Source organism: Microbispora sp. NPDC046933 (assembly GCF_040644635.1).
In the GTDB taxonomy this organism is placed as follows: domain Bacteria; phylum Actinomycetota; class Actinomycetes; order Streptosporangiales; family Streptosporangiaceae; genus Microbispora.
In genome coordinates, this window is the sequence record NZ_JBEYWW010000022.1 from 1 (window position 1) to 21,143 (window position 21,143).

Annotated in this window: 19 protein-coding genes; 18 read left to right on the forward strand and 1 reads right to left on the reverse strand. The window is 73.0% G+C overall.

Annotated features, from left to right (window positions below; genetic code table 11):
• From ABZ857_RS26930 to ABZ857_RS27005, 16 genes are all read left to right on the forward strand, one after another.
• Window positions 1-579, forward strand: a 579-nt coding sequence (locus ABZ857_RS26930) for a cache domain-containing protein (RefSeq protein WP_357047516.1), incomplete at its 5' end; no start/stop codon positions are given.
• A 108-nt stretch (window positions 580-687) separates the two neighbouring features.
• Window positions 688-1,038 carry a phosphoribosyl-AMP cyclohydrolase gene (gene hisI, locus ABZ857_RS26935; RefSeq protein WP_357047519.1) on the forward strand — a complete coding sequence of 117 codons (351 nt, stop codon included), beginning with the start codon at window positions 688-690 and terminating at the stop codon, window positions 1,036-1,038.
• Window positions 1,035-1,655, forward strand: coding sequence for a Trp biosynthesis-associated membrane protein (locus tag ABZ857_RS26940; protein WP_357047521.1), 621 nt, complete (start codon window positions 1,035-1,037; stop codon window positions 1,653-1,655). The genes hisI and ABZ857_RS26940 overlap by 4 nt, the downstream gene beginning before the upstream one ends.
• Window positions 1,656-1,945: 290 nt before the next feature.
• Window positions 1,946-2,761 (forward strand): RDD family protein, encoded by an 816-nt coding sequence (locus ABZ857_RS26945; protein WP_357047524.1) that lies wholly within the window; start codon window positions 1,946-1,948, stop codon window positions 2,759-2,761.
• A gap of 10 nt (window positions 2,762-2,771) precedes the next feature.
• Window positions 2,772-3,197: a DUF2752 domain-containing protein gene (locus tag ABZ857_RS26950; RefSeq protein ID WP_357047527.1), complete on the forward strand. Its 426-nt coding sequence runs from the start codon at window positions 2,772-2,774 to the stop codon at window positions 3,195-3,197.
• A 144-nt stretch (window positions 3,198-3,341) separates the two neighbouring features.
• The gene (gene trpC / locus ABZ857_RS26955) at window positions 3,342-4,166 is read left to right on the forward strand and encodes an indole-3-glycerol phosphate synthase TrpC (protein ID WP_357047530.1); all 825 of its coding nucleotides are present in this window, start codon (window positions 3,342-3,344) and stop codon (window positions 4,164-4,166) included.
• A 65-nt stretch (window positions 4,167-4,231) separates the two neighbouring features.
• Window positions 4,232-5,437 carry a tryptophan synthase subunit beta gene (gene trpB / locus ABZ857_RS26960; protein ID WP_357047928.1) on the forward strand — a complete coding sequence of 402 codons (1,206 nt, stop codon included), beginning with the start codon at window positions 4,232-4,234 and terminating at the stop codon, window positions 5,435-5,437.
• Between the two features lie 23 nt (window positions 5,438-5,460).
• The gene (gene trpA / locus ABZ857_RS26965) at window positions 5,461-6,255 is read left to right on the forward strand and encodes a tryptophan synthase subunit alpha (RefSeq protein ID WP_357047533.1); all 795 of its coding nucleotides are present in this window, start codon (window positions 5,461-5,463) and stop codon (window positions 6,253-6,255) included.
• A gap of 137 nt (window positions 6,256-6,392) precedes the next feature.
• Complete coding sequence (locus ABZ857_RS26970) at window positions 6,393-6,962, forward strand: DoxX family protein (RefSeq protein ID WP_357047536.1); 570 nt, start codon at window positions 6,393-6,395, stop codon at window positions 6,960-6,962.
• Between the two features lie 125 nt (window positions 6,963-7,087).
• Window positions 7,088-7,834 (forward strand): thioredoxin domain-containing protein, encoded by a 747-nt coding sequence (locus ABZ857_RS26975; protein WP_357047538.1) that lies wholly within the window; start codon window positions 7,088-7,090, stop codon window positions 7,832-7,834.
• Window positions 7,835-8,142: 308 nt separating this feature from the next.
• Window positions 8,143-8,304, forward strand: a complete 162-nt coding sequence (locus tag ABZ857_RS26980) for a hypothetical protein (protein WP_357047541.1) — start codon at window positions 8,143-8,145, stop codon at window positions 8,302-8,304.
• Between the two features lie 118 nt (window positions 8,305-8,422).
• Complete coding sequence (locus tag ABZ857_RS26985; RefSeq protein WP_357047544.1) at window positions 8,423-9,130, forward strand: hypothetical protein; 708 nt, start codon at window positions 8,423-8,425, stop codon at window positions 9,128-9,130.
• A 128-nt stretch (window positions 9,131-9,258) separates the two neighbouring features.
• Window positions 9,259-10,227, forward strand: coding sequence for an ADP-ribosylglycohydrolase family protein (locus tag ABZ857_RS26990; protein ID WP_357047547.1), 969 nt, complete (start codon window positions 9,259-9,261; stop codon window positions 10,225-10,227).
• A gap of 91 nt (window positions 10,228-10,318) precedes the next feature.
• Window positions 10,319-11,395, forward strand: coding sequence for a prolipoprotein diacylglyceryl transferase (lgt, locus tag ABZ857_RS26995; RefSeq protein WP_357047550.1), 1,077 nt, complete (start codon window positions 10,319-10,321; stop codon window positions 11,393-11,395).
• Window positions 11,392-12,111 carry a VIT1/CCC1 transporter family protein gene (locus tag ABZ857_RS27000; RefSeq protein ID WP_357047553.1) on the forward strand — a complete coding sequence of 240 codons (720 nt, stop codon included), beginning with the start codon at window positions 11,392-11,394 and terminating at the stop codon, window positions 12,109-12,111. The genes lgt and ABZ857_RS27000 overlap by 4 nt, the downstream gene beginning before the upstream one ends.
• Entirely contained in the window at window positions 12,108-13,037 is a 930-nt protein-coding gene (locus ABZ857_RS27005; protein WP_357047556.1) for a hypothetical protein, read from the forward strand. Before ABZ857_RS27000 ends, ABZ857_RS27005 begins: the two co-directional genes overlap by 4 nt.
• A gap of 255 nt (window positions 13,038-13,292) precedes the next feature.
• Here the strand turns inward: ABZ857_RS27005 and ABZ857_RS27010 are convergent, their stop codons facing one another.
• A complete protein-coding gene (locus ABZ857_RS27010; RefSeq protein ID WP_357047559.1) occupies window positions 13,293-14,843 on the reverse strand; it encodes a bis-aminopropyl spermidine synthase family protein in 1,551 nt (516 codons plus the stop codon).
• A gap of 158 nt (window positions 14,844-15,001) precedes the next feature.
• On the opposite strand from ABZ857_RS27010, the gene gltB reads away from it, so the two are divergent.
• Together gltB and ABZ857_RS27020 are read left to right on the forward strand one after the other, a co-directional pair.
• Window positions 15,002-19,528, forward strand: coding sequence for a glutamate synthase large subunit (gene gltB / locus ABZ857_RS27015; protein WP_357047561.1), 4,527 nt, complete (start codon window positions 15,002-15,004; stop codon window positions 19,526-19,528).
• Between the two features lie 68 nt (window positions 19,529-19,596).
• The gene (locus ABZ857_RS27020) at window positions 19,597-21,081 is read left to right on the forward strand and encodes a glutamate synthase subunit beta (protein ID WP_357047564.1); all 1,485 of its coding nucleotides are present in this window, start codon (window positions 19,597-19,599) and stop codon (window positions 21,079-21,081) included.
• Window positions 21,082-21,143 lie beyond the last annotated feature (62 nt).

Sequence of the window (21,143 nt, forward strand, 5' to 3'; positions counted from 1 at the left end):
CGCGGCGGCGGGCTGCCCGCCCGCCTGCCGTCCCGCCTGCCGGCCCATCTGCCGGCGCTGATCGCCGGGATCGGTTTCATCGCCGCGCCCGGCCTGCTGGCCGACGCGCCGTGGTACCTCGAATGGTGGCAGGAGAACCCCTCCGGCGACCCCGTGCAGCTGCTGCGGGACATGGACCCGGCGAGCAGCGCCTTCTACGACTACACCCACTGGGACTGGTACGCCGGCCCGTCCGCCGGTGCCGAGCGCACCATCTGCGGCCCGTACGTCGACTACCTGTGCACCGACGAGTACAGCCTGACGCTGTCGGTGCCGGTGCTGGCCGCGGGGAGCTTCGCCGGGGTGGCGGCGGCCGACGTGTTCGTCCGGCGGTTCGAGGCCGCGGTGCTCCCGGCGCTGCGGGAGATCCCGGGCCCGGCGTTCCTGGTCAACGCCGAGGGCCGGGTGATCGCCTCCAACACCGCGAGCTGGGTCGCGGGGTCGGTCTACCGGGGCGGCGATTCCGAGGGCTTCTCCGTACGCCGGGTGGGCGACCTGCCGCTGTCGCTGGTCACCACGACGGCCGGCGGGGCCACATAGCGGCAGCGAGGGTGGCAGGGTGCGGCAGCGGGGAAGGCAGGGTGCGGCAGCGAGGATGGCAGGGTAGCGGCGGCGGGGGCGGCCGGTGCCTGCGGCACAATTGGCCTCATGGCCCTCGACCCGAAGATCGCCGACCGGCTGAAGCGCACACCGGACGGCCTGGTGCCCGCGATCGTCCAGCAGCACGACACCGGTGAGGTGCTCATGCTCGCCTGGATGGACGACGAGGCGCTGCACCGCACGCTCACGACCGGCCGGGCGACCTACTGGTCCCGCAGCCGGGGGGAGTACTGGGTGAAGGGCGACACCTCCGGCCACCTGCAGTGGGTCAAGCACGTGGCGCTCGACTGCGACGGCGACACGATCCTGCTCAAGGTCGACCAGGTGGGGGCGGCCTGCCACACCGGCGACCGCACCTGTTTCGACGCCGACGTCCTCGACGTGAGCGGCGCGCCGTGACCGCTCCCGCCCGCGACCAGGCGCGTACGGCGCGGCGCTCGCTGCTCGCCTGGCTGGCCGCCTGCGCCGTGGGCGGCGGTCTCGCGCTGCTGGCCGCGGGCCGCGTCTGGGTCACGCTCGGCGCGGCCGGCGGGCCCACAGGAGGGGGTGGCGGCTCTCTCACCGGCAACGACCTCGTCGCCTGGCTCACCCCCGCGGCGCTGGCCGCGCTCGCCGCCGTGCTGGCGGTGCTGGCGACCCGGGGCGTCGCGCGGCGGGTGACGGGCGTGGTGGTCGCCCTCCTCGGCGCGGCGGTCGCGGCCGGGGCGTGGGACGGCACGCGCGGCGGGACGATCGCCGCCGCGATCGCCACGCATGTGACCACCGGCGTGACGTCCGACGGTTTCGTCCCCCTGGAGTCGCGCGCCTGGGTCTGGCCGGTGCTGACCGCCGCGGGCGGGCTCGTCCTGGCCGGTGCGGGCGTGGCGGCGGCGGTCCTGAGCGTGCGCTGGCCCGGCATGTCGAGCAGGTACGAGCGCGGGGCCGGGCGCGCGGGAACGGGCGGGGCCGCCCGGGTGAAGGACGCCGACAGGGCGATGTGGGACGCGATCGACGAAGGCGAGGACCCCACCGCCTAGGTCGCGGGGGGCGCTCTTCGGGGCGTTGGATCGTTCCCACCTCAGATTACAAATTGTCCACAAAGCCGATTTCCACGCGGCCCGGGTGCCCTGCGGCCGGTAGGCTTCGCGCCGACCTCTGATCACCGCACAGGAGACCGAATGAGCCACGGGAGTCAGCCGGGCGGCATGGGCGGCCACGGCTGCCCGCCCGGCCGGGGTGACCGGCCGCCGGCCTCCGGCGGCCATCGCCACCCGCCCCGGGCGGTCCGCGCCGGCGCCGGCCACCCTCCGGCGTCGACGGGAACGGCATGGTCGTCGCGTCGCTCCTCCCCGGCATCCCCGGCCCGTCTCGATGCGGTGCTCCGCGGATCATCGGGGTCGTCTCCGGTCTCGTCGCGCTGAAGAAGATCCGAGACTCCTTTCCCCCACTCACGCAGGAGCACCACATGACGTACGGCAACGACCCGGGCTACAACCCGGGTGGTTACCCCCAGAACCAGCCCGGCCCGCAGGGCGGGTATCCCCCTCCGCAGGGCGGCTACCCCCCTCCGCAGGGCGGCGGCTACCCCCAGGGCGGCTACCCGCCGCCGCAGGGCTCGTACCCGGCCCCGCCCGGCGGTGACCAGTACGGCGGCCAGTACGGCGCGTACGGCCCGCCCGGCGGCTACCCGGCTCCCGAGCTCGCGCACTGGGGCCTGCGCGTCGGCGCCACGCTGATCGACGGCCTCATCGTCGGTGTCCCCACCTGGATCCTGAGCATCATCGGCAGCGCCCTGAGCGCCGGCTCGGTGGACCAGGAGACCGGTCAGGTCGGCTCCGGCTTCGGGATCGGCCTGGTGCTCTCCCTCGTGGCCATCGTCGTCGCCCTCGGCCTCGGCCTGTGGCTGAAGCACAAGGAGGGCACGACCGGCCAGACGGTGGGCAAGAAGGTCGTCGGCATCCAGACGGTCAAGGAGCAGACCGGCGAGTACATCGGATTCGGCATGGCCGTCGTCCGGTACATCTGCCACATCGTCGACGGCCTGCCCTGCTACATCGGCTACCTGTGGCCGCTCTGGGACGCCAAGCGGCAGACCTTCGCCGACAAGATCGTCGGCACGGTGGTCGTGCGCGCCCCGCGTTAGGCTGACCCCTGTGGACGTGACCGAGCGGCGCGCGTGGGACCGGGTGCGGTCGCTGCGCGCGCCGCTCGGCGCCGCGGCCGTTCTCGCCGCGGCGGTGACGTACCTGGCGGTGGTCGACCCGCACGAGCCAGGTCACTACCCCGTCTGCCCGCTTTATTACCTGACCGGCCTGTACTGCCCGGGCTGCGGCGCGCTGCGCGCCGTGCATGACCTCGCCCACGCCGACCTCGCCGGGGCGGCGCGGATGAACCTGCTCTTTGTCTTCTGCGTCCCTGTCGTAATCACGTTGTGGGCCCGCTGGGCGTTACGATCATGGCAGGGACGGTCCGCGCGCACGAACATCGCGCACCCCGCTCACCTGTGGGGACTCCTCGCCGTCGCGGCCGTCTTCTGGGTGGTGCGTAACACGCCTTTCGGGCACTTCCTCGCACCGTGAATCGACCCGGTGGCGGATCGACGCGAGACGGGCCGATACCATCGCAGGGCAGGACACGCAGAGCAGCCGACCGGAGGGACTCCTACGCGTGAGCGAGCGGACAGGCAAATCGCGCGAGCTCCGAGCCGAAGGCGAGGAGGACGCGTGAGTGTTCTTGAGGACATCATCTCGGGCGTGCGGGAGGACCTCGAGGAGCGGCAGCGCAACGTGCCGATCGAGGAGCTCAAGCGGCTCGCCGCCCGCGCCCCCGAGCCCCGGGACGCCTACGCCGCGCTCGGCGGCGACCGGGTGTCGGTCATCGCGGAGGTGAAGCGGTCGAGCCCCTCGAAGGGCGCGCTCGCCGCCATCGCCGATCCCGCCGCCCTGGCGGCGGACTACGAGGAGGGCGGCGCCCACGTCATCAGCGTGCTGACGGAGCGGCGCAGGTTCGGCGGGACGCTCGCCGACCTCGCGGCCGTGCGCGCGGCCGTGGACATCCCCATCCTGCGCAAGGACTTCATCGTCACCTCCTACCAGCTGTGGGAGGCCAGGGCGCACGGCGCGGACCTCGCCCTGCTCATCGTGGCGGCCCTCGACCAGCAGGCGCTCGTCTCGCTGATCGAGCGGGCCGAGTCGATCGGGCTCGCCCCGCTCGTCGAGGTGCACACCGAGGAGGAGCTGGTCCGCGCGGTCGACGCCGGCGCGAAGATCATCGGCGTCAACGCCCGCAACCTCAAGACGCTCGAGGTGGACCGCGAGGTGTTCGCCAAGCTCGCGCCCAAGGTGCCGGACGGCATCATCAAGATCGCGGAGTCCGGGGTTCGCGGCCCGCACGACCTGCTCGCGTACGCGCGGGCGGGGGCGGACGCGGTGCTGGTGGGCGAGAGCCTGGTCACCGGCAGGGATCCCAAGGCGGCGGTCAACGACCTGGTGACCGCGGGCGCTCACCCGGCCTCGCGGCAGGACACCGGCTCCGAGAGGCACCCGTGAACGACAGCGCTGCAGAAGGAGGCCGCGTGACCTCGACGGAAGGGACCGTCATCACCTCCGCCGACCTGGCCGGGAACGGGGTCCGCGGCGACGACCCGGACCCGCACGGCAAGTTCGGCAGGTTCGGCGGCAGGTACGTGCCCGAGGCGCTCATCCCGGCCCTCGACGAGGTGGCCGCGGAGTATGAGAAGGCCAAGACCGACCTCGGCTTCCTGCGCGAGTTCGACCACCTGCTGCGCACGTACGCCGGCCGCCCTACGACGCTGACCGAGGTGCCGCGGTTCGCCGAGCACGCGGGCGGCGCCCGGATCCTGCTCAAGCGCGAGGACCTGACCCACACGGGCGCGCACAAGATCAACAACGTGCTGGGTCAGGCGCTGCTGACCAAGCGGCTGGGCAAGCGGCGCGTCATCGCGGAGACCGGGGCGGGCCAGCACGGCGTCGCCACCGCCACCGCCGCGGCGCTGATGGGCCTGGAGTGCGTCATCTACATGGGCGCCGTCGACTGCGAGCGCCAGGCGCTCAACGTCGCCAGGATGAAGCTCCTCGGCGCCACGGTCGTGCCGGTGACCAACGGCAGCCAGACCCTCAAGGACGCCATCAACGAGGCGTTCCGCGACTGGGTCACCAACGTCGACCACACCCACTACCTGTTCGGCACGGTCGCGGGGCCGCACCCGTTCCCCGAGATCGTCCGGGACTTCGCCCGGATCATCGGGGTGGAGGCGCGCCGCCAGGTCCTGGAGCTGACCGGCCGCCTGCCCGACGCGGTCTGCGCCGCCGTCGGCGGCGGGTCGAACGCCATCGGCGTCTTCCACGCCTTCATCGAAGACGAGGACGTCCGGCTGTACGGCTACGAGGCCGGCGGCCGGGGCGTGGAGACCGGCGAGCACGCGCTGACCCTGACCGAGGGCAGCGTCGGCGTGCTGCACGGCGCACGCACCTACGTCCTGCAGGACGAGGAGGGCCAGACGATCGAGTCCCACTCGATCTCGGCCGGTCTCGACTACCCCGGCGTCGGCCCCGAGCACGCGTGGCTCAAGGACACCGGCCGGGCCACCTACGAGGGCGTGACCGACGAGGAGGCCATGGAGGCCTTCGCCCTGCTCGCCCGCACCGAGGGCATCATCCCGGCCATCGAGTCCTCGCACGCGCTCGCGGGCGCGCTGCGGCTGGGCCGCGAGCTCGGCCCGGAGGCGGTCATCCTGGTGAACCTGTCGGGCCGCGGCGACAAGGACATGGGCACCGCTATGAAGTACTTCAACCTCTGATCCAGTATCGATAGGGCATCCCGATGACGACACTCCAAGCCGTGTTCGAGAAGGCCCGCGCCGAGGACAGGGCCGCGCTGGTCGGCTACCTGCCGGCCGGCTTCCCGACCAAGGACGGCGCGGTCTCCGCGGCGACGGCGATGGTCGAGGCCGGCTGCGACGTGATCGAGATCGGCCTGCCGTACTCCGATCCGCTCATGGACGGCCCGACCATCCAGGACGCGGTGCACCGGTCGCTGACCAACGGCACCCGCATCGCCGACGTGCTGCGCACCGTCGAGGGCGTGGCGAAGTCGGGGGCCGCGACGCTGGTCATGACGTACTGGAACCCGATCGACCGTTACGGCGCCGAGCGCTTCGCGCGCGACCTCGCATCGGCGGGCGGCGTCGGAACCATCACCCCGGACCTGACGCCCGAGGAGTCGGATCCCTGGCTCTCCGCGAGCAAGGAGGCCGGCATCGACACGGTCTTCCTCGTCGCGCCCAGCTCGCCGGACGAGCGCATCGCCCGGGTCGCCGCCTGCTGCACGGGCTTCGTGTACGCGGCCTCGCTGATGGGCGTGACCGGTGCCAGGCAGACCGTCAGCTCGGCCGCGGAGGGCCTGGTCAAGAGGACCAAGGCGCACACGACGCTGCCCGTCTGCGTCGGGCTCGGCGTGGGCACCGGCGCCCAGGCCGCCGAGGTCGCGGCGTACGCCGACGGTGTCATCGTCGGGTCCGCCTTCATCCGGCGCCTGCTCGACGCGCCGGACGAGAAGTCCGGTCTTGCGGCGGTACGCGAGCTCGGGTCGGAACTCGCCCGGGGCGTCCGGCGCTGAGCGGCCCTGGGGTTTCCTCCCCGCAGGTGCGCTGCGACCAGCCAAGATAAGGCGGCTTACCATGCTCTTATCCAGCACATGGTGAGGTTGAGTCCCGGTACTGTTCAGTCGGTGTTGCCTACCGGGCGAGGAGACTCATGGTTCAGTTGGCATCCGGCGCCTCGGTGTCCGAACGGTTACAGCCTGCGAAACCCGTGCTCTCCTGGGTCACGACCGCCGCACGGGTCGTGCTCGCCGGCGTACTGATCGTCGCCGGGGCGCTCAAGATCGGAGCGCCCGCGTTGTCCGTGCAGGCGGTGCGGGCCTACCAGCTGCTGCCCGACTCCGTCGCGCAGGTCGTCGGGTACGGCCTGCCGGTCCTGGAGATCATCGCGGGCCTGCTGCTGCTCGTCGGCCTGTTCACGCGCGCGGTGGCGGCCATCGGCGGGGTGCTGATGATCGCGTTCGTCATCGGCATCGCGTCGGCCTGGGCCAGGGGGCTGCGCATCGACTGCGGCTGCTTCGGCGGCGACGGCACGCTGGCCGCTGGACAGGACCCCAACTACTTCTGGGAGTTGATGCGCGACCTCGGGCTGCTCGTCTGCGCGGCGTGGATCGTCGTCAGGCCGGCGAGCCGCCTGTCGCTGGACTCCGCGCTGGGCTTCACGGGGGAGCGGGAAACGGCGGACGAGGACGGCTCGGACGGCGGCGAGGACGACGCTGCGTGACCACGGATGACGTTCGCCGGGCACGGCGACCGTTCACGGGTCCTTCGGCCCTACCGCCCCCGGCCGCGCGGGGCCGACGGTAGTGCGCGAACGGAACCGGAAAGCAAAGCCAGGGGGGAAGTTTCGTGAGCAAGCGGACGAGTGAGGCGGCGAGGGCCCGGATCGCGGCCCAGCGGGAGGCCTTGCGCAAGCAGGAGCAGCGCAAGCGCATCACGATGATCGTCACCATCGCGGTGATCGTCGTGATCGCCGTCGCCTTCACGGTGTGGTCGGTGCGGCAGGGAACCGCGGAGGACGCCTCCGGGGACGTCGCTCCCGTCACCGTGGAGAAGGACGGGACGGTCGTGATGGCCAAGTCCGGCGTGACCGCGCCCGTGGTCGACGTGTTCGAGGACTTCCAGTGCCCGGCGTGCAAGCAGTTCGAGGAGACCAGCGGCTCCACGCTGAAGAACCTCGCCGCCGAGGGCAAGGCCAAGGTCGTCTACCACCCGATCACGATCTTCACGCAGGAGCCGACCAAGGGCAACTCGCTGCGCGCGGCCTCCGCCGCCCGCTGCGTCACCGACGGCCGCCAGTGGCTGGCGTTCCACGACAAGCTCTACAAGAACCAGCCGAGCGAGACCGTGACGGGCTTCACGATCGACGAGCTGATCAAGTGGGGCAAGGAGGCCGGCGTCACCGCCGAGGACTTCGACAACTGCGTACGGCAGCAGCGCAACGTCGCCGCGCACCAGCAGTTCTCCCAGCAGACCATGAGCGCGCAGAAGCTGACCGGCACGCCGACCGTCAAGCTCAACGGCAAGGAACTCGACACCAACGTCGCCTTCGTGCCCAGCTCGCTGCGTGACGCGGTGGAGAGCGCCGGCAAGTGACCTCCCGCCGGCAAGTGACCTCCCGCCGGGACGGCCCCCGCGCGGGCCGTCCTCCGGCCTGACGGTTCGCTCGGCGGGACCGCCGACGGGCGGAACGGTGCGCCGTCCGCCGGGACGCCGTCCCCGGGTCCCCGGCGGCGGCCGATCCTCGCCAAGAATCGGGCAAGGGCCGCGTGGTTCTCCCGCACGGGGGTATCGAGCGCGATGTCACAAGCTCCGCACAGGGCGGGGGAGAGGCCGGTGCGACCGGAGTCCCGCCCGCGCCTGCCGCGAGCGAATCCGCCGCGATGAGCTGAGCAGGAGGCGCCGTGCCGGCCCACACCGGTGAGAAGGCCCGCAAGACCGGCGTGTTCCACTGCGCCGTCTGCGGGGAGAAGGTGCAGGTCAAGGAGGGCGACACGATCCCGAAGTGCCCGAACGGCCACACCGAGTTCGACAGCCGCACCCAAGAGCCGGACAACCGGTCGTGACGGAGCGGCGGCCGGTGCCGGGGCCGGCTGGGCCGCCGGTCGTGCCACCGGCGACGCCGGGAAGCCGGGCCCCCGCACCGGCAGGGCGAGGCCGCAGTGGAGCGGTGCCGCCGGGCCGATGAGCGCGCGCGACCTCCCCGGGGAGCAGACCGGCGGGCAGGCCGGCGGGCAGGACGGCGTCGCCCGTGTCGTCCTGCGGCCGATGGGAAGCCCGCTGCCGCTGGGGTTCCTCGGCCTCGCCCTGGCCACGACCGCCTTCGGCGCCGTGGAGCTCGGCTGGGTGCCCGCCGCCCAGGGGCGCGTCGCCGCCCTGGCCGCGCTGCTGTTCACCGCGCCGCTGCAGTTCCTCGTCTCGGTCCTCGGCTTCCTCGCCCGCGACGCCGTCGCCGGAGCCGCGATGGGCGTCCTCTCGGGCACGTGGGCGGTGATCGGCGGCGTCACGCTCACCTCCGCGCCGGGTGAGACGAGCGCGGCGCTCGGCGTCGTCCTGCTCACGGCCGCCGCGGCGATGCTCGTCCCGGCCCTCGCGGGCCTGCCCAAGCTGGTGGCCGCCGCCGTGATGGCGATGTCCGCCATCAGATTCGCGATCACCGGTGTCTACGAGCTCACCGGGTCCGCGGGATGGAGGACCACGGCGGGAGCCGCCGGTCTGCTGCTCGCGGTCGTCGCCTACTACGCCGCCCTGGCGTTCGAGCTGGAGGACGCGCACGGGCGCACGCTCCTCCCGGTGGCCCGCCGGGGCCGGGCCCGTACGGCGCTCCGGGGCGACCTGCGCGACCAGACGAAGGGGCTGGCGCACGAGGCGGGCGTGCGCGAGCAGCTCTGACGCGTCCCGGAGAGCCTCTGGGCGGCCGCGCGCACGTTCCATTGGCGGTGGGCGCGGCCCGATGCACGGCCGGGTTCCCTGCCGATTTCGCCGGGTTTCACCTCCGCGGCCGTGGTTAGCATGCCCGCATGTCGTACGACGACCGTTCTCCCTCCGCCGGACCCGCGGGCGCCGCGAGGAGGATCCACGCGGCGATGATCGCCTTCGCGGCGGGCGACGCGCTCGGCGTGCCCTGGGAGGGCCGCCCGCCGGAGCGCATCGACGCGGCCGAGGTCGTCCGGCTGCCGGCTCCGGACCGGGGATGGCCTCGGGGGTCGACCTCCGACGACACCGCGCAGATGGTGCTGGTCGCCCGGTGCCTGGCCGACACGGGCGGGCGGCCCGCCTCCATGGACTTCCTGGCCCGCCTGGCCGAGGCGGCGCCCGGGGTGCGCGGCCTCGGGCCGACGACGAGGCGCGCCCTCGCGCACTTCCGCGCCACGGGGGAGCTCCCGGTGCCCTCGTCCGGCGACCTGCCCACGAACGGCGCGGCCATGCGCATCGCCCCGGCCGGCTGGGCCGTGCCGCCCCACCGGCCCGAGCGCCGCCGGATCCTGTGCGAGGCGCTGTCCGCCGCGACGCACCGCGCGCCGGCGGCCGTGGCGGCGGCCTGCGTGATCGCGGCCATGGCGTCGTCGGCGGTGGGGGACGCGGTAAAGGGCGCGGGCGTGGCCGGTCTGCTGGACGCGGCGGCGGCCGAGGCCCGCTGGGCGGGTGAGCGCTACGGGCCGATGGACGCCGTGGTGGACGCCGCACGCGGCCGGTGGTCGCCCCCGCCCGAGGGCGTCTCCCTGGACGCCGTGGAGACGGCCGCCGCGGTGGTCCACGTGATCCGCGAGGCCCCGGACCTGGCCGCCGCGCTCCCGTACGCCGTGTCGCTCGGCGGGGACGCCGACACGGTCGCGGCGCTCGTGGGCGGCGTCCTCGGCGCCCGCGACCCCGAGGGGGTCGCCGCGCTGAGCTGGCTGGGGCTGGTGGATCTCGGCGAACACCCGGGCCTGGGGGACCTCGCGGCACGCCTCGCCGCCCTCCGCGAGACGCCGGACGACGGGCTCTGAGCGGGGTGCGGCGGACGGTCGGCGCAGGTCGCGGGACGGATGCCCGCGCCTCGCTCCGGGCCCGCCCTCTCTTGCGGTAACGTCACGTTACATGCCCCTCCTCGCCTCGATTCCCAGCCCGTCACAGGGGGTCTGGAATCTCGGACCGATCCCGATCCGCGCGTACGCGTTGTGCATCGTGCTCGGCGTCATCGTCGCCGTATGGATCGGCGAACGCCGCTGGCGCGCCCGCGGCGGCGCGCCCGGGACGGTCACCGACCTCGCGGTCTGGGCCGTGCCGTTCGGCCTCGTCGGCGGGCGTCTCTATCACGTCATCACCGACTGGCAGATCTACTTCGGCTCGGAAGCGCCCAAGCGGCCGATCGACGCCCTGTTCATCTGGGAGGGCGGCCTCGGCATCTGGGGCGCGATCGCCCTCGGCGCGCTCGGCGTCTGGATCGCCTGCCGCCGGCGCGGCATCTCCTTCACCGCCGTCGCCGACACCCTCGCCCCCGGCGTGGCCGTGGCACAGGCCATCGGCCGATGGGGCAACTACTTCAACCAGGAACTGTTCGGCGGCCCCACCGACCTGCCGTGGGGGCTCGAGATCGAGCCGGGCCGCCCGGGCACCGTTCCCGGCGCGACCACCTATCACCCGACGTTCCTGTACGAGTCGCTGTGGGACCTCGCACTCGCCGGCGTGCTGATCCTGGCCGCCCGCCGGTTCGGCCTGCGGCACGGCCGGGTGTTCGCGCTGTACGTCGCGGGCTACACGCTCGGCCGGTTCTGGATCGAGGGGCTGCGGGTGGACCCCGCCCACCACATCCTCGGCCTGCGGCTGAACCAGTGGACCTCGATCGTCATCTTCCTGTGCGCGCTGGCGTACCTGTGGCTGGCCCGCAACCGTACGGGCGAGGAGCCGCTGGGCGCGCAGAGCGGCGACGCCGGCGGTGATCACGCCGACCCCGCCCACGGGCGGGACCAGGCCGACGAGCCGGAACTCCTGCGCGACGGCGAACGGGACGAGAAGGCCGGGGATCGGGAGACACAGGACGGGGAGGCGCGAGGCGGCGCCGACGACCCGCCCGCGCCGGGCGGCGACGCGGGCTCCGGCAAGCGGACCGCGACCGCGGGAGCGGGCGCCGCGAGCGACGGCCCGGCGGCGGAACCCGAGGCCGGCCGGCGATGACGAAGGCCACGACGGGGGCGCGGGCCGAGATCCACCACGAGCACCGGGACGTCAACGGCGGCTGGTTACGCCCCGCGGTCTTCGGCGCGATGGACGGGCTGGTCTCCAACTTCGCGCTGATCGCGGGCGTCGCCGGCGGCACCGCGGAGACCAGGATCGTCGCGCTCGCCGGCATCGCCGGCCTGGCCGCCGGAGCGTTCTCCATGGCGGGCGGCGAGTACGTGTCGGTCGCCAGCCAGCGCGAGCTCGCCCAGGCCGAGATCGACGTCGAGCGCCGGGAGCTGGAGCGGCACCCCGAGGCCGAGGAGGCCGAGCTCGCCCGGATGTACGAGCAGCGGGGCGTGGACCCGGAGACCGCCAGGGAGGTCGCCCGGCAGATCTCCCGGAACCCGGACGAGGCCCTGGCGGTCCACACGCGGGCCGAGCTGGGCGTCGATCCCGACGACCTGCCGTCGCCCGTGCTGGCCGCCGTGTCGTCGTTCCTGTCGTTCAGTCTCGGCGCGCTGGTCCCGCTCCTGCCGTACCTGCTGGGCGTGCGGGGGCTGTGGATCTCGGCGGCGGTGTCGATGGTGGCGCTGTTCGCCGCGGGCGCCGTGGTCTCCCGGGTGACGGCCCGCAGCTGGTGGTTCAGCGGCCTGCGCCAGCTCCTGGTGGGGGCCGTGGCGGCGGCGCTGACCTGGGGCCTGGGCTCGCTGATTGGAACCGGCGGTCTATGACCAAGCGCAAGCGCCGGTCGTCCGCGCCGGCCGAGGGGTGGACCGGGTCCACCCTCGCCGAGCTGGGGCTGGACGACCGGCAGCAGCGTGTGTTCGTGTGGTCGGTCACGGCTGTGGGAGTGCTGGCGATCGCCCTGGTGCTGACGCTCGTGGTCAACGCGATCGGCGGGGGGCAGTCGCAGTCGGCGCGGGCGTCGGGCGACGCGCCGGGGGAGGGCCTGCCCGCCTCCTTCCAGTCCTGGCCGTCGCTGAAGGAACTGGCCCCGATCACCGACAGGAAGGCCGACACCGCGCCGCTGACCGCCCAGGAGGTGTTCGGCGCGCGGACGCTCACGGCCGGGAAGGTCACGCTGCGCAGGCTGGCCAGCCGCCTGGACCAGGCGTGCGCGGGCGCCGTGTGGGGTGCCGACCTCGCCGACGCCCTGGCCGAGGCCGGATGCAGCCAGGCCGTCCGCGGCCTGTACGCCACCGCGAACGGGGCGTACGTCGCGCAGTACACCCTGTTCAACCTCGCGGACGTCGCGGCGGCCGAGTCGCTGGCGAAGTCGCTGGCGTCGCTCTATCGGGGCGCCTGGGTGCAGCCGCTGGAGTCGCCGCGGGCGAAGTTCGGCGTCTACAGCGAGGGAAACGCCTATGTCCTGGGGCACTACCTCGGGGTGGCCTGGATCGGCCGGGCCGACGGCGCGGAACCGGGGGAGAAGGACGACTTCATCATGCTCGGGCTGGCCGTACGGGAGGCCGAGAAGGCGGTCTTCCGCCGCGTGGTCAAGGTCGCCGGGGTGCCGTCGGACCCCGCGCAACCACCGGGCCCGGCCGACACCGCCCAGCCCTCCGAGGAGCCTCCCTCCGATCCCGGCGCCTCTCCCGCGGTGTCCGCGCCCGGCGCGAGCACGTCCGCACAGCCGTCCGTTTCCACCCAGCCGTAGACCCGGCGCCGCAGACCTGGCGCATGGACCCGGCGGCATGGACACGGTGGCATGGAGACGGCGGCATGGACACGGCGGCATGGACACGGTGGCATGGACACGGTGGCATGGACCCGGCCCGGCAGTGACAGCCTCGCCGTCGACGGCGGTCGTTCCGCCGTCGTGCCTGCCGCCCTGCGGACGGGTGCGCGAGACGGACGTCCGCCCGACATGCGGGGGAGCCGGGTGCCGTCGGTTCCGAGGGGCCGGTCCTCGTCACACCGTGGCGAGAGCCCGCGCCCTCATCTGGGCGAGGCGGTGGAGGGGGAGCTCCAGCGGGGTGGCGTCGAGGGCCCACGGCGCGGCCTCCTCGACGGCGGCCCTGGCCTGCCGCTTGGTGAGCCCGGCGGTCTCGGTCAGTGCCTCGCGCCAGGCGTTGACGACCTTCCCGTGCGCGCTGTCCATCATTCTGCGCACCACCCGGTCCGGGCCGCTGTCCGGGGGCGCGAGCCGTACGGCGTCGAGGACGTGGCCCTCGGCGGCCAGGCGGTAGACGGGAGCCAGCAGCGCGGCCAGCGCGGGCAGGTCCGCCACCGTGTCCACCACAGGGCCCGCGGTGAGCACGCGCACGTGCCGGGCCCGCGTCGCGAGCAGCAGGCGGGGCAACGCCGCCTCCAGCCCGGCCGGCACGGCGACCGCCACCCGCTCGGGGTCGGCGGCGTACGGCTTGGCCAGCAGGGTGGCGAGCCGGGTGCGCGGCACCTGCGGCAGCAGGCCGCGCGGCCAGTCGCCGGCGAGCAGGTCCGGCCCGAACGCGGTCACGGCCGCCTCGTCCGGCGGCGCCGCGGGGGCGGACTCGACGGCCTGGGGGCCCTGCGTGTAGATGGCCGTGGCGAGGCGGTCGAGCCGGGCGGCGATCGCGGGCCACGTCTTCGTGGTGGGACGCAGCACGTACAGGTCCGCCGCGCTGCCGATCGCCTCCGCCCCGTGATACCGGTTGAAGTGCGGAAATATCGCCTCGTTCAGCAGGTTGAGGTCGAAGAGGGCTTTCTGCACCTTCAGCGCGAGCATCGGAGTGCGCTCGGAGGCGCCGTACGCCACGAGGATCCGTCCCTGGTCGCGGTCGCGCAGGCCCTCGGCGGCGCGGGCGGCGAACAGCCCGATCCCCTCGGGCGTGTACGGCGGGTCGGTGATCGCGAGGTCGGCCCAGCCGCGCAGCGACGACGGCAGGCCGAGACGCAGGTCGGCCCAGCGGGTGCGCACCCCCAGGTCCTGGGCGTCGATGTACTCCAGGATGCGGTCGTCGATGTCGGCCACGGCGACCTCGACCTCCGGATGGACCATCCGCACGGCCAGCGAGGTCAGGTCGTGGTCGCCGACGCACAGCAGGCGGGCGCCGGGCAGCCAGAACCGCCGCCCCAGCAGGAGGGCGCGGCGCAGCACGGTCTCGGCGGTCGCGGAGACGTGGTCGAGCGCGTGCCGCCCCCGGGGGGCCTCGGCGATCAGCGTCTCCAGGCGTTCGAGCGTCTCGGCGTGCGCCGCGACCATTTCGGCGACCGGATTCCCCAGACCGGAAATATCCGTATCAATTCGGACGTTGTAGCGGTTGACCTGATCACTGGGAATACGGACGCGGTCGCCGCTGTGCTCAAGGGGGAGCACCCGCAGCAGCGACTCGATCGTCCGCCGCGACGTCGCGGTCTCCCTGACCAGGTCGGGCAGGGTCCACCAGCGGCCGCCTGACAGGAGCGCCAGCGCTCCGCGCAGGCGCAGGCCGTCCACGCCGGCGTCTGCCAGCAGTTCGTCGATCGCCTCATGACCACCCATGCGCAAACCATATCCACGGCGCTGACCTGTGAAGGTTCGCGAAGCGGACCTGAGGGGCACTATTCCGGCAGCGTGTTGTAATCTCTAAGGACCACAACCGCAGCAGGGCCAGCGTCGTCCCTCTGTTCCACGCAGACGTTGACGACGGGAGTGACTACATGCCTGCTGCCCGCCTTGGCCTTCCCGGAGGTCTCCCCGAGCCCCAGGGACTCTACGACCCCGGATTCGAGCACGACGCCTGTGGCGTAGCCATGGTGGCCGATGTCGCCGGCCGCCGCAGCTACGACATCGTCGCCAAGGCACTGACCGCGCTCCGCAACCTCGACCACCGGGGTGCCAGCGGCAGCGAGCCGGACACCGGCGACGGTGCGGGCATCCTCACCCAGATCCCCGACGCGTTCTTCCGCGCGGTAGTGGACTTCCCGCTGCCGCCAGAAGGCGCGTACGCCGCGGGCGCCGCGTTCCTGCCGCTGGACGAGCAGGCGAGGCGGACCGCGATCGGCCTCATCGAGCAGATCGCCGCAGAGGAGGGCGTCACCATCCTCGGCTGGCGCGACCTGCCGGTGGACCGCGACCTGCCCGGCGCCACCGCTCGGGCGGTCATGCCGCACTTCGCGCAGCTGTTCGTGACCTCGCCCGGCGGCGAGACCGGCGTCGACCTCGACCGGATCGTGTTCGCCTTCCGCAAGCGGGCCGAGCACGAGGCGGACGTGTACTTCTCCTCGCTGTCCTCGCGGACCATCGTCTACAAGGGCATGCTGACCTCGCTGCAGGTCGAGCCGTTCTTCGCCGACCTGTCCGACGAGCGCTACGTCAGCGCCATCGCGCTGGTCCACTCGCGCTTCTCCACCAACACCTTCCCCTCCTGGCCGCTGGCCCACCCGTACCGGTACGTCGCGCACAACGGCGAGATCAACACCGTGCGCGGCAACCGCAACTGGATGCGCGCCCGCGAGGCGATGCTCGCCACCGGCCTGATCCCGGGCGACCTGCGGCGGCTGTTCCCGATCTGCGACCCTGACGGCTCCGACACCGCCTCGTTCGACGAGACGCTGGAGCTGCTGCACCTCGGCGGCCGGTCGCTGCCGCACGCCGTGCTGATGATGATCCCGGAGGCGTGGGAGAACCACACCGAGATGGACCCGGCCCGCCGGGCCTTCTACGAGTTCCACTCCACCCTCATGGAGGCCTGGGACGGCCCCGCGTCCATCACCTTCTCCGACGGCACCCTGGTCGGCGCGGTCCTCGACCGCAACGGCCTGCGCCCGGGCCGGTTCTGGGTCACCGACGACGGCCTGGTCGTGCTCGCCTCCGAGGCGGGCGTGCTGTCCGACATCCCGCAGGAGAAGGTCGTCCGCAAGGGCCGCCTGCAGCCGGGCCGCATGTTCCTGGTGGACACCGCGCGTGGCCGGATCATCGAGGACGACGAGATCAAGGCCGAGCTCGCCGCCGCCGAGCCGTACGGCGAGTGGCTGCACGCGGGCCTGGTCCGCTTCGAGGAGCTGCCCGAGCGCGAGCACGAGCACCCCACCCACGAGGCGCTGGTCAAGCGGCAGCAGACCTTCGGCTACACCCAGGAGGAGCTGCGGGTCATCCTCACGCCGATGGCCAGGAACGGCGCCGAGCCCATCGGCTCGATGGGCACCGACAGCCCGGTGGCGGTGCTGAGCGAGAAGCCGAGGCTGCTGTTCGACTACTTCAGCCAGCTGTTCGCGCAGGTCACCAACCCGCCGCTGGATGCCATCCGCGAGGAGCTCGTCACCTCGCTGCAGTCGACGATCGGCCCCGAGGGCAACCTGCTCGACCCCGGCCCGGCCTCGTGCCGCCGGCTCGTGCTGCCCTACCCGGTGATCGACAACGACGAGCTCGCGAAGATCGTCCACATCAACGACGAGGGCGCGCTGCCCGGCTTCCAGCCGTACGTCGTGTCCGGCCTGTTCGACGCGGCCGGCGGCGGCGAGGCGCTGGTGCGGCGGCTGGAGGAGATCCGTCAGGAGGTCTCCCGGGCCATCGAGGACGGCGCGCGGATCATCGTGCTGTCCGACCGCGGGTCCTCCCGCGAGAAGGCGCCGATCCCGTCGCTGCTGCTCACCGGCGCGGTGCACCACCACCTCATCCGGGAGAAGTCCCGCACCCGGGTCGGGCTCGTGATCGAGACCGGCGAGGCGCGCGAGTGCCACCACATGGCCCTGCTCATCGGCTACGGCGCGAGCGCGATCAACCCCTACCTCGCCCTGGAGACGGTCGAGGATCTGATCGCCAGCGGTCAGCTCGACCTCGACCCGCGCAAGGCCGTGCGCAACCTGATCAAGGCGTACGGCAAGGGCGTGCTGAAGGTCATGTCCAAGATGGGGGTGTCCACGGTCGCCTCCTACACCGGCGCGCAGATCTTCGAGGCCCTCGGCCTCGGCGCCGAGGTCATCGACCAGTGCTTCACCGGCACGACCTCCCGCCTGGGCGGCGTCGGCTTCGACGTGCTCGCCAAGGAGGCGCTGGAGCGGCACGCGCGGGCCTACCCCCGCGCGGAGAACCCGCACCGGCGGCTGGAGGTCGGCGGCGAGTACCAGTGGCGCCGCGAGGGCGAGCCGCACCTGTTCAACCCGACCACCGTCTTCAAGCTGCAGCACTCCACCCGCACCCGGCGGTACGAGATCTTCAAGGAGTACACGTCCCTGGTGGACGGGCAGTCCGAGAAGCTCATGACGCTGCGCGGCCTGTTCAGGCTGCGTCCCGGCGGCGCGCCCGTGCCGATCGACGAGGTCGAGCCGGTCGAGTCGATCGTCAAGCGGTTCTCCACCGGCGCCATGTCGTACGGCTCCATCTCGATGGAGGCGCACGAGACGCTGGCCATCGCGATGAACCGGCTCGGCGCCAAGTCGAACACCGGCGAGGGCGGCGAGGACCCCGAGCGGCTGCACGACCCCGAGCGGCGCAGCGCGATCAAGCAGGTGGCCTCCGGCCGCTTCGGCGTGACCAGCGAGTATCTCGTCAACGCCGACGACCTGCAGATCAAGATGGCGCAGGGCGCCAAGCCCGGCGAGGGCGGCCAGCTGCCCGGCCACAAGGTCTACCCGTGGATCGCCAAGACCCGGCACTCCACGCCCGGCGTCGGCCTGATCTCGCCGCCGCCGCACCACGACATCTACTCGATCGAGGACCTGGCCCAGCTCATCCACGACCTGAAGAACTCCAACCCGCGCGCCCGCGTCCACGTGAAGCTGGTCGCCGAGGTCGGGGTCGGGACCGTGGCGGCGGGCGTCAGCAAGGCCCACGCCGACGTCGTGCTGATCTCCGGCCACGACGGCGGCACCGGCGCCTCCCCGCTGACCTCGATCAAGCACGCCGGCGCCCCCTGGGAGCTCGGCCTGGCCGAGACCCAGCAGACGCTGCTGCTCAACGGCCTGCGCGACCGCATCGTCGTCCAGGCGGACGGCCAGCTCAAGACGGGCCGCGACGTGATCATCGCGGCGCTGCTCGGCGCCGAGGAGTACGGCTTCGCCACCGCTCCGCTGGTCGTCTCCGGCTGCGTCATGATGCGGGTCTGCCACCTCGACACCTGCCCGGTGGGCGTGGCCACCCAGAACCCCGAGCTGCGCAAGCGGTTCACCGGCAAGCCCGAGTTCGTGGTGAACTTCTTCGAATTCATCGCCCAGGAGGTGCGCGAGTACCTCGCCGAGCTCGGCTACCGCTCGCTGGACGAGGTCATCGGGCGGGCCGACCTGCTCGACACCACCCAGGCGGTCGAGCACTGGAAGGCCTCCGGCCTCGACCTGTCGCCGATCCTGCACCAGCCGGAGCTGCCCGAGGGCACCCCGCGCCGCAAGGTCGTCGAGCAGGACCACGGGCTCGACAAGGCGCTGGACAACACGCTGATCCAGCTCGCCGAGGGCGCGCTGAACTTCGGCGACCCGGTCACGCTGGAGCTGCCCATCCGCAACGTCAACCGCACGGTCGGCACGATGCTCGGCCACGAGGTGACCAAGCTGTACGGCGGGGCCGGTCTGCCGGACAACACGATCGACGTATCGTTCACCGGCTCGGCGGGCAACTCGTTCGGCGCGTTCGTGCCGCGCGGCGTCACGCTGCGGCTGACCGGCGACGCCAACGACTACCTCGGCAAGGGCCTGTCGGGCGGCCGCATCGTCGTCCGCCCGCACCCCGACGCGCCGTTCGAGGCCGAGACGCAGGTCATCTCCGGCAACGTCGGCCTGTACGGCGCGACGTCCGGCGAGGTCTTCGTCCGCGGCATCGTGGGCGAGCGGTTCTGCGTGCGCAACTCCGGCGCGACCGCCGTCGTGGAGGGCGTGGGCGACCACGGCTGCGAGTACATGACCGGCGGCCGGGCCGTCGTCCTCGGGCCGACCGGCCGCAACTTCGCCGCCGGCATGTCGGGCGGCGTCGCGTACGTGCTCGACCTGCGGCCCGAGCGGGTCAACCGCGAGATGGTCGAGCTGGAGGCGCTGGACGACGACGACGCCGAGTTCCTGCGGGAGATCGTCGAGAAGCACTTCGCGGAGACCGGGTCCACGGTGGCCAAGGCGCTGCTCGCCGACTGGGACGCCGCGCTCGGCCGGTTCGGCAAGGTCATGCCGACCGACTACAAGCGGGTCCTTCAGGCGAGGGCCGCCGCCGAGGCCGAGGGCCGCGACATCGACGAGGCGGTCATGGCCGCCGCCCACGGGTGACGCCGATGCGAATCACCGCGACCGTTTCCACGACCGCTTCCACGCAGGGATAGAGGGGGGTAACACCGTTGGCTGACCCGAAGGGGTTCCTGACACACGGGCGCGAGCTGCCGGCGCGCCGCCCGGTCGACGTTCGCATCCGCGACTGGCGCGAGGTCTACGAGGACTTCCCCCGGCCCGCGCTCACCAAGCAGGCGGCCCGCTGCATGGACTGCGGCATCCCGTTCTGCCACAACGGCTGCCCGCTCGGGAACCTCATCCCCGAGTGGAACGACCTCGTCTACCGCGACGACTGGCGCGAGGCGAGCGAGCGGCTGCACGCGACCAACAACTTCCCGGAGTTCACCGGCCGCCTGTGCCCGGCGCCGTGCGAGTCGGCGTGCGTCCTCGGCATCAACTCCGACCCGGTCGCGATCAAGCGGGTCGAGGTCGAGATCATCGACCGCGCCTTCGCCGAGGGCTGGGTCGCGCCGCAGCCGCCCGCCGCGAAGACCGGTAAGCGGGTCGCGGTCGTGGGCTCGGGCCCGGCCGGCCTCGCCGCCGCGCAGCAGCTCACCCGTGCCGGGCACGACGTGGTCGTGTTCGAGCGGGCCGACCGGATCGGTGGGCTGCTCCGCTACGGCATCCCCGAGTTCAAGATGGAGAAGCGGCACGTCGACCGCCGCATCGCCCAGATGGAGGCCGAGGGCACCGAGTTCCGCACCGGCGTCGACGTCGGCGTGGACGTCACGGTGGCCCGGCTCCGCGAGGAGTTCGACGCCGTCGTGCTGGCGGGCGGCGCCACGGCCTGGCGCGACCTGCCGGTGCCCGGCCGCGAGCTCAAGGGCGTCTACCAGGCGATGGAGTACCTCCCGCCGGCCAACAAGGCCCAGGAGGGCGACTACGCCGAGTCGCCGATCTCGGCGAAGGGCAAGCACGTCGTCGTGATCGGCGGCGGCGACACCGGCGCCGACTGCATCGGCACGGCGATCCGGCAGGGCGCTCTTTCGGTCACCCAGCTGGAGATCATGCCGAGGCCGCCGGCGACTCGTCCGGGCAGCCAGCCGTGGCCGACGTACCCCATGCTGTTCAAGATGGAGAGCGCGCACGAGGAACTGGAGGCCGGGGCGGGCGACCGCGTGTACGCGGTGTCCACCACCGAGTTCGCCGGCGACGACGAGGGCAACGTGCGGGCGCTGCGCCTGGTCGAGGTCGAGGGCCCGGCGTCGGGGTTCAGGCCGATCCCCGGCACCGAGCGGGAGATCCCGGCCGAGCTGGTGACGCTCGCCATGGGCTTCCTCGGCCCCGAGAAGGGCCCGCTGCTGAACGACCTCGCGGCGCTGTCCGCCGACCCGGAGTCGTTCTTCGACGCCCGGGGCAACGTGGCCAGGAACGCGTCGTACGAGACGTCGGTCGAGGGCGTGTTCGCGGCCGGTGACATGGGCCGGGGCCAGTCGCTGATCGTGTGGGCGATCGCCGAGGGCCGGTCGGCGGCGGCGGCGGTGGACCGCTACCTGAGCGGGCGGACGGTCCTGCCCGTTGCCATCCCGCCGACGGCGCGGCCTCTGGTCTGAGAAGTGACCCGGCGGCCGTGGTCCCAGGGGACCGGACCACGGCCGTCGGCGTTGAGGGGATA

Coding starts and splice junctions, on each gene's coding strand:
- hisI (WP_357047519.1), top strand. CDS start 688: ATGGCCCTCGACCCGAAGATCGCCGACCGGCTGAAGCGCACACCGGAC.
- ABZ857_RS26945 (WP_357047524.1), top strand. CDS start 1,946: ATGGTCGTCGCGTCGCTCCTCCCCGGCATCCCCGGCCCGTCTCGATGC.
- trpA (WP_357047533.1), top strand. CDS start 5,461: ATGACGACACTCCAAGCCGTGTTCGAGAAGGCCCGCGCCGAGGACAGG.
- ABZ857_RS26970 (WP_357047536.1), top strand. CDS start 6,393: ATGGTTCAGTTGGCATCCGGCGCCTCGGTGTCCGAACGGTTACAGCCT.
- ABZ857_RS26985 (WP_357047544.1), top strand. CDS start 8,423: ATGAGCGCGCGCGACCTCCCCGGGGAGCAGACCGGCGGGCAGGCCGGC.
- ABZ857_RS26990 (WP_357047547.1), top strand. CDS start 9,259: ATGTCGTACGACGACCGTTCTCCCTCCGCCGGACCCGCGGGCGCCGCG.
- lgt (WP_357047550.1), top strand. CDS start 10,319: ATGCCCCTCCTCGCCTCGATTCCCAGCCCGTCACAGGGGGTCTGGAAT.
- ABZ857_RS27000 (WP_357047553.1), top strand. CDS start 11,392: ATGACGAAGGCCACGACGGGGGCGCGGGCCGAGATCCACCACGAGCAC.
- ABZ857_RS27005 (WP_357047556.1), top strand. CDS start 12,108: ATGACCAAGCGCAAGCGCCGGTCGTCCGCGCCGGCCGAGGGGTGGACC.
- ABZ857_RS27010 (WP_357047559.1), bottom strand. CDS start 14,843: ATGGGTGGTCATGAGGCGATCGACGAACTGCTGGCAGACGCCGGCGTG.
- gltB (WP_357047561.1), top strand. CDS start 15,002: ATGCCTGCTGCCCGCCTTGGCCTTCCCGGAGGTCTCCCCGAGCCCCAG.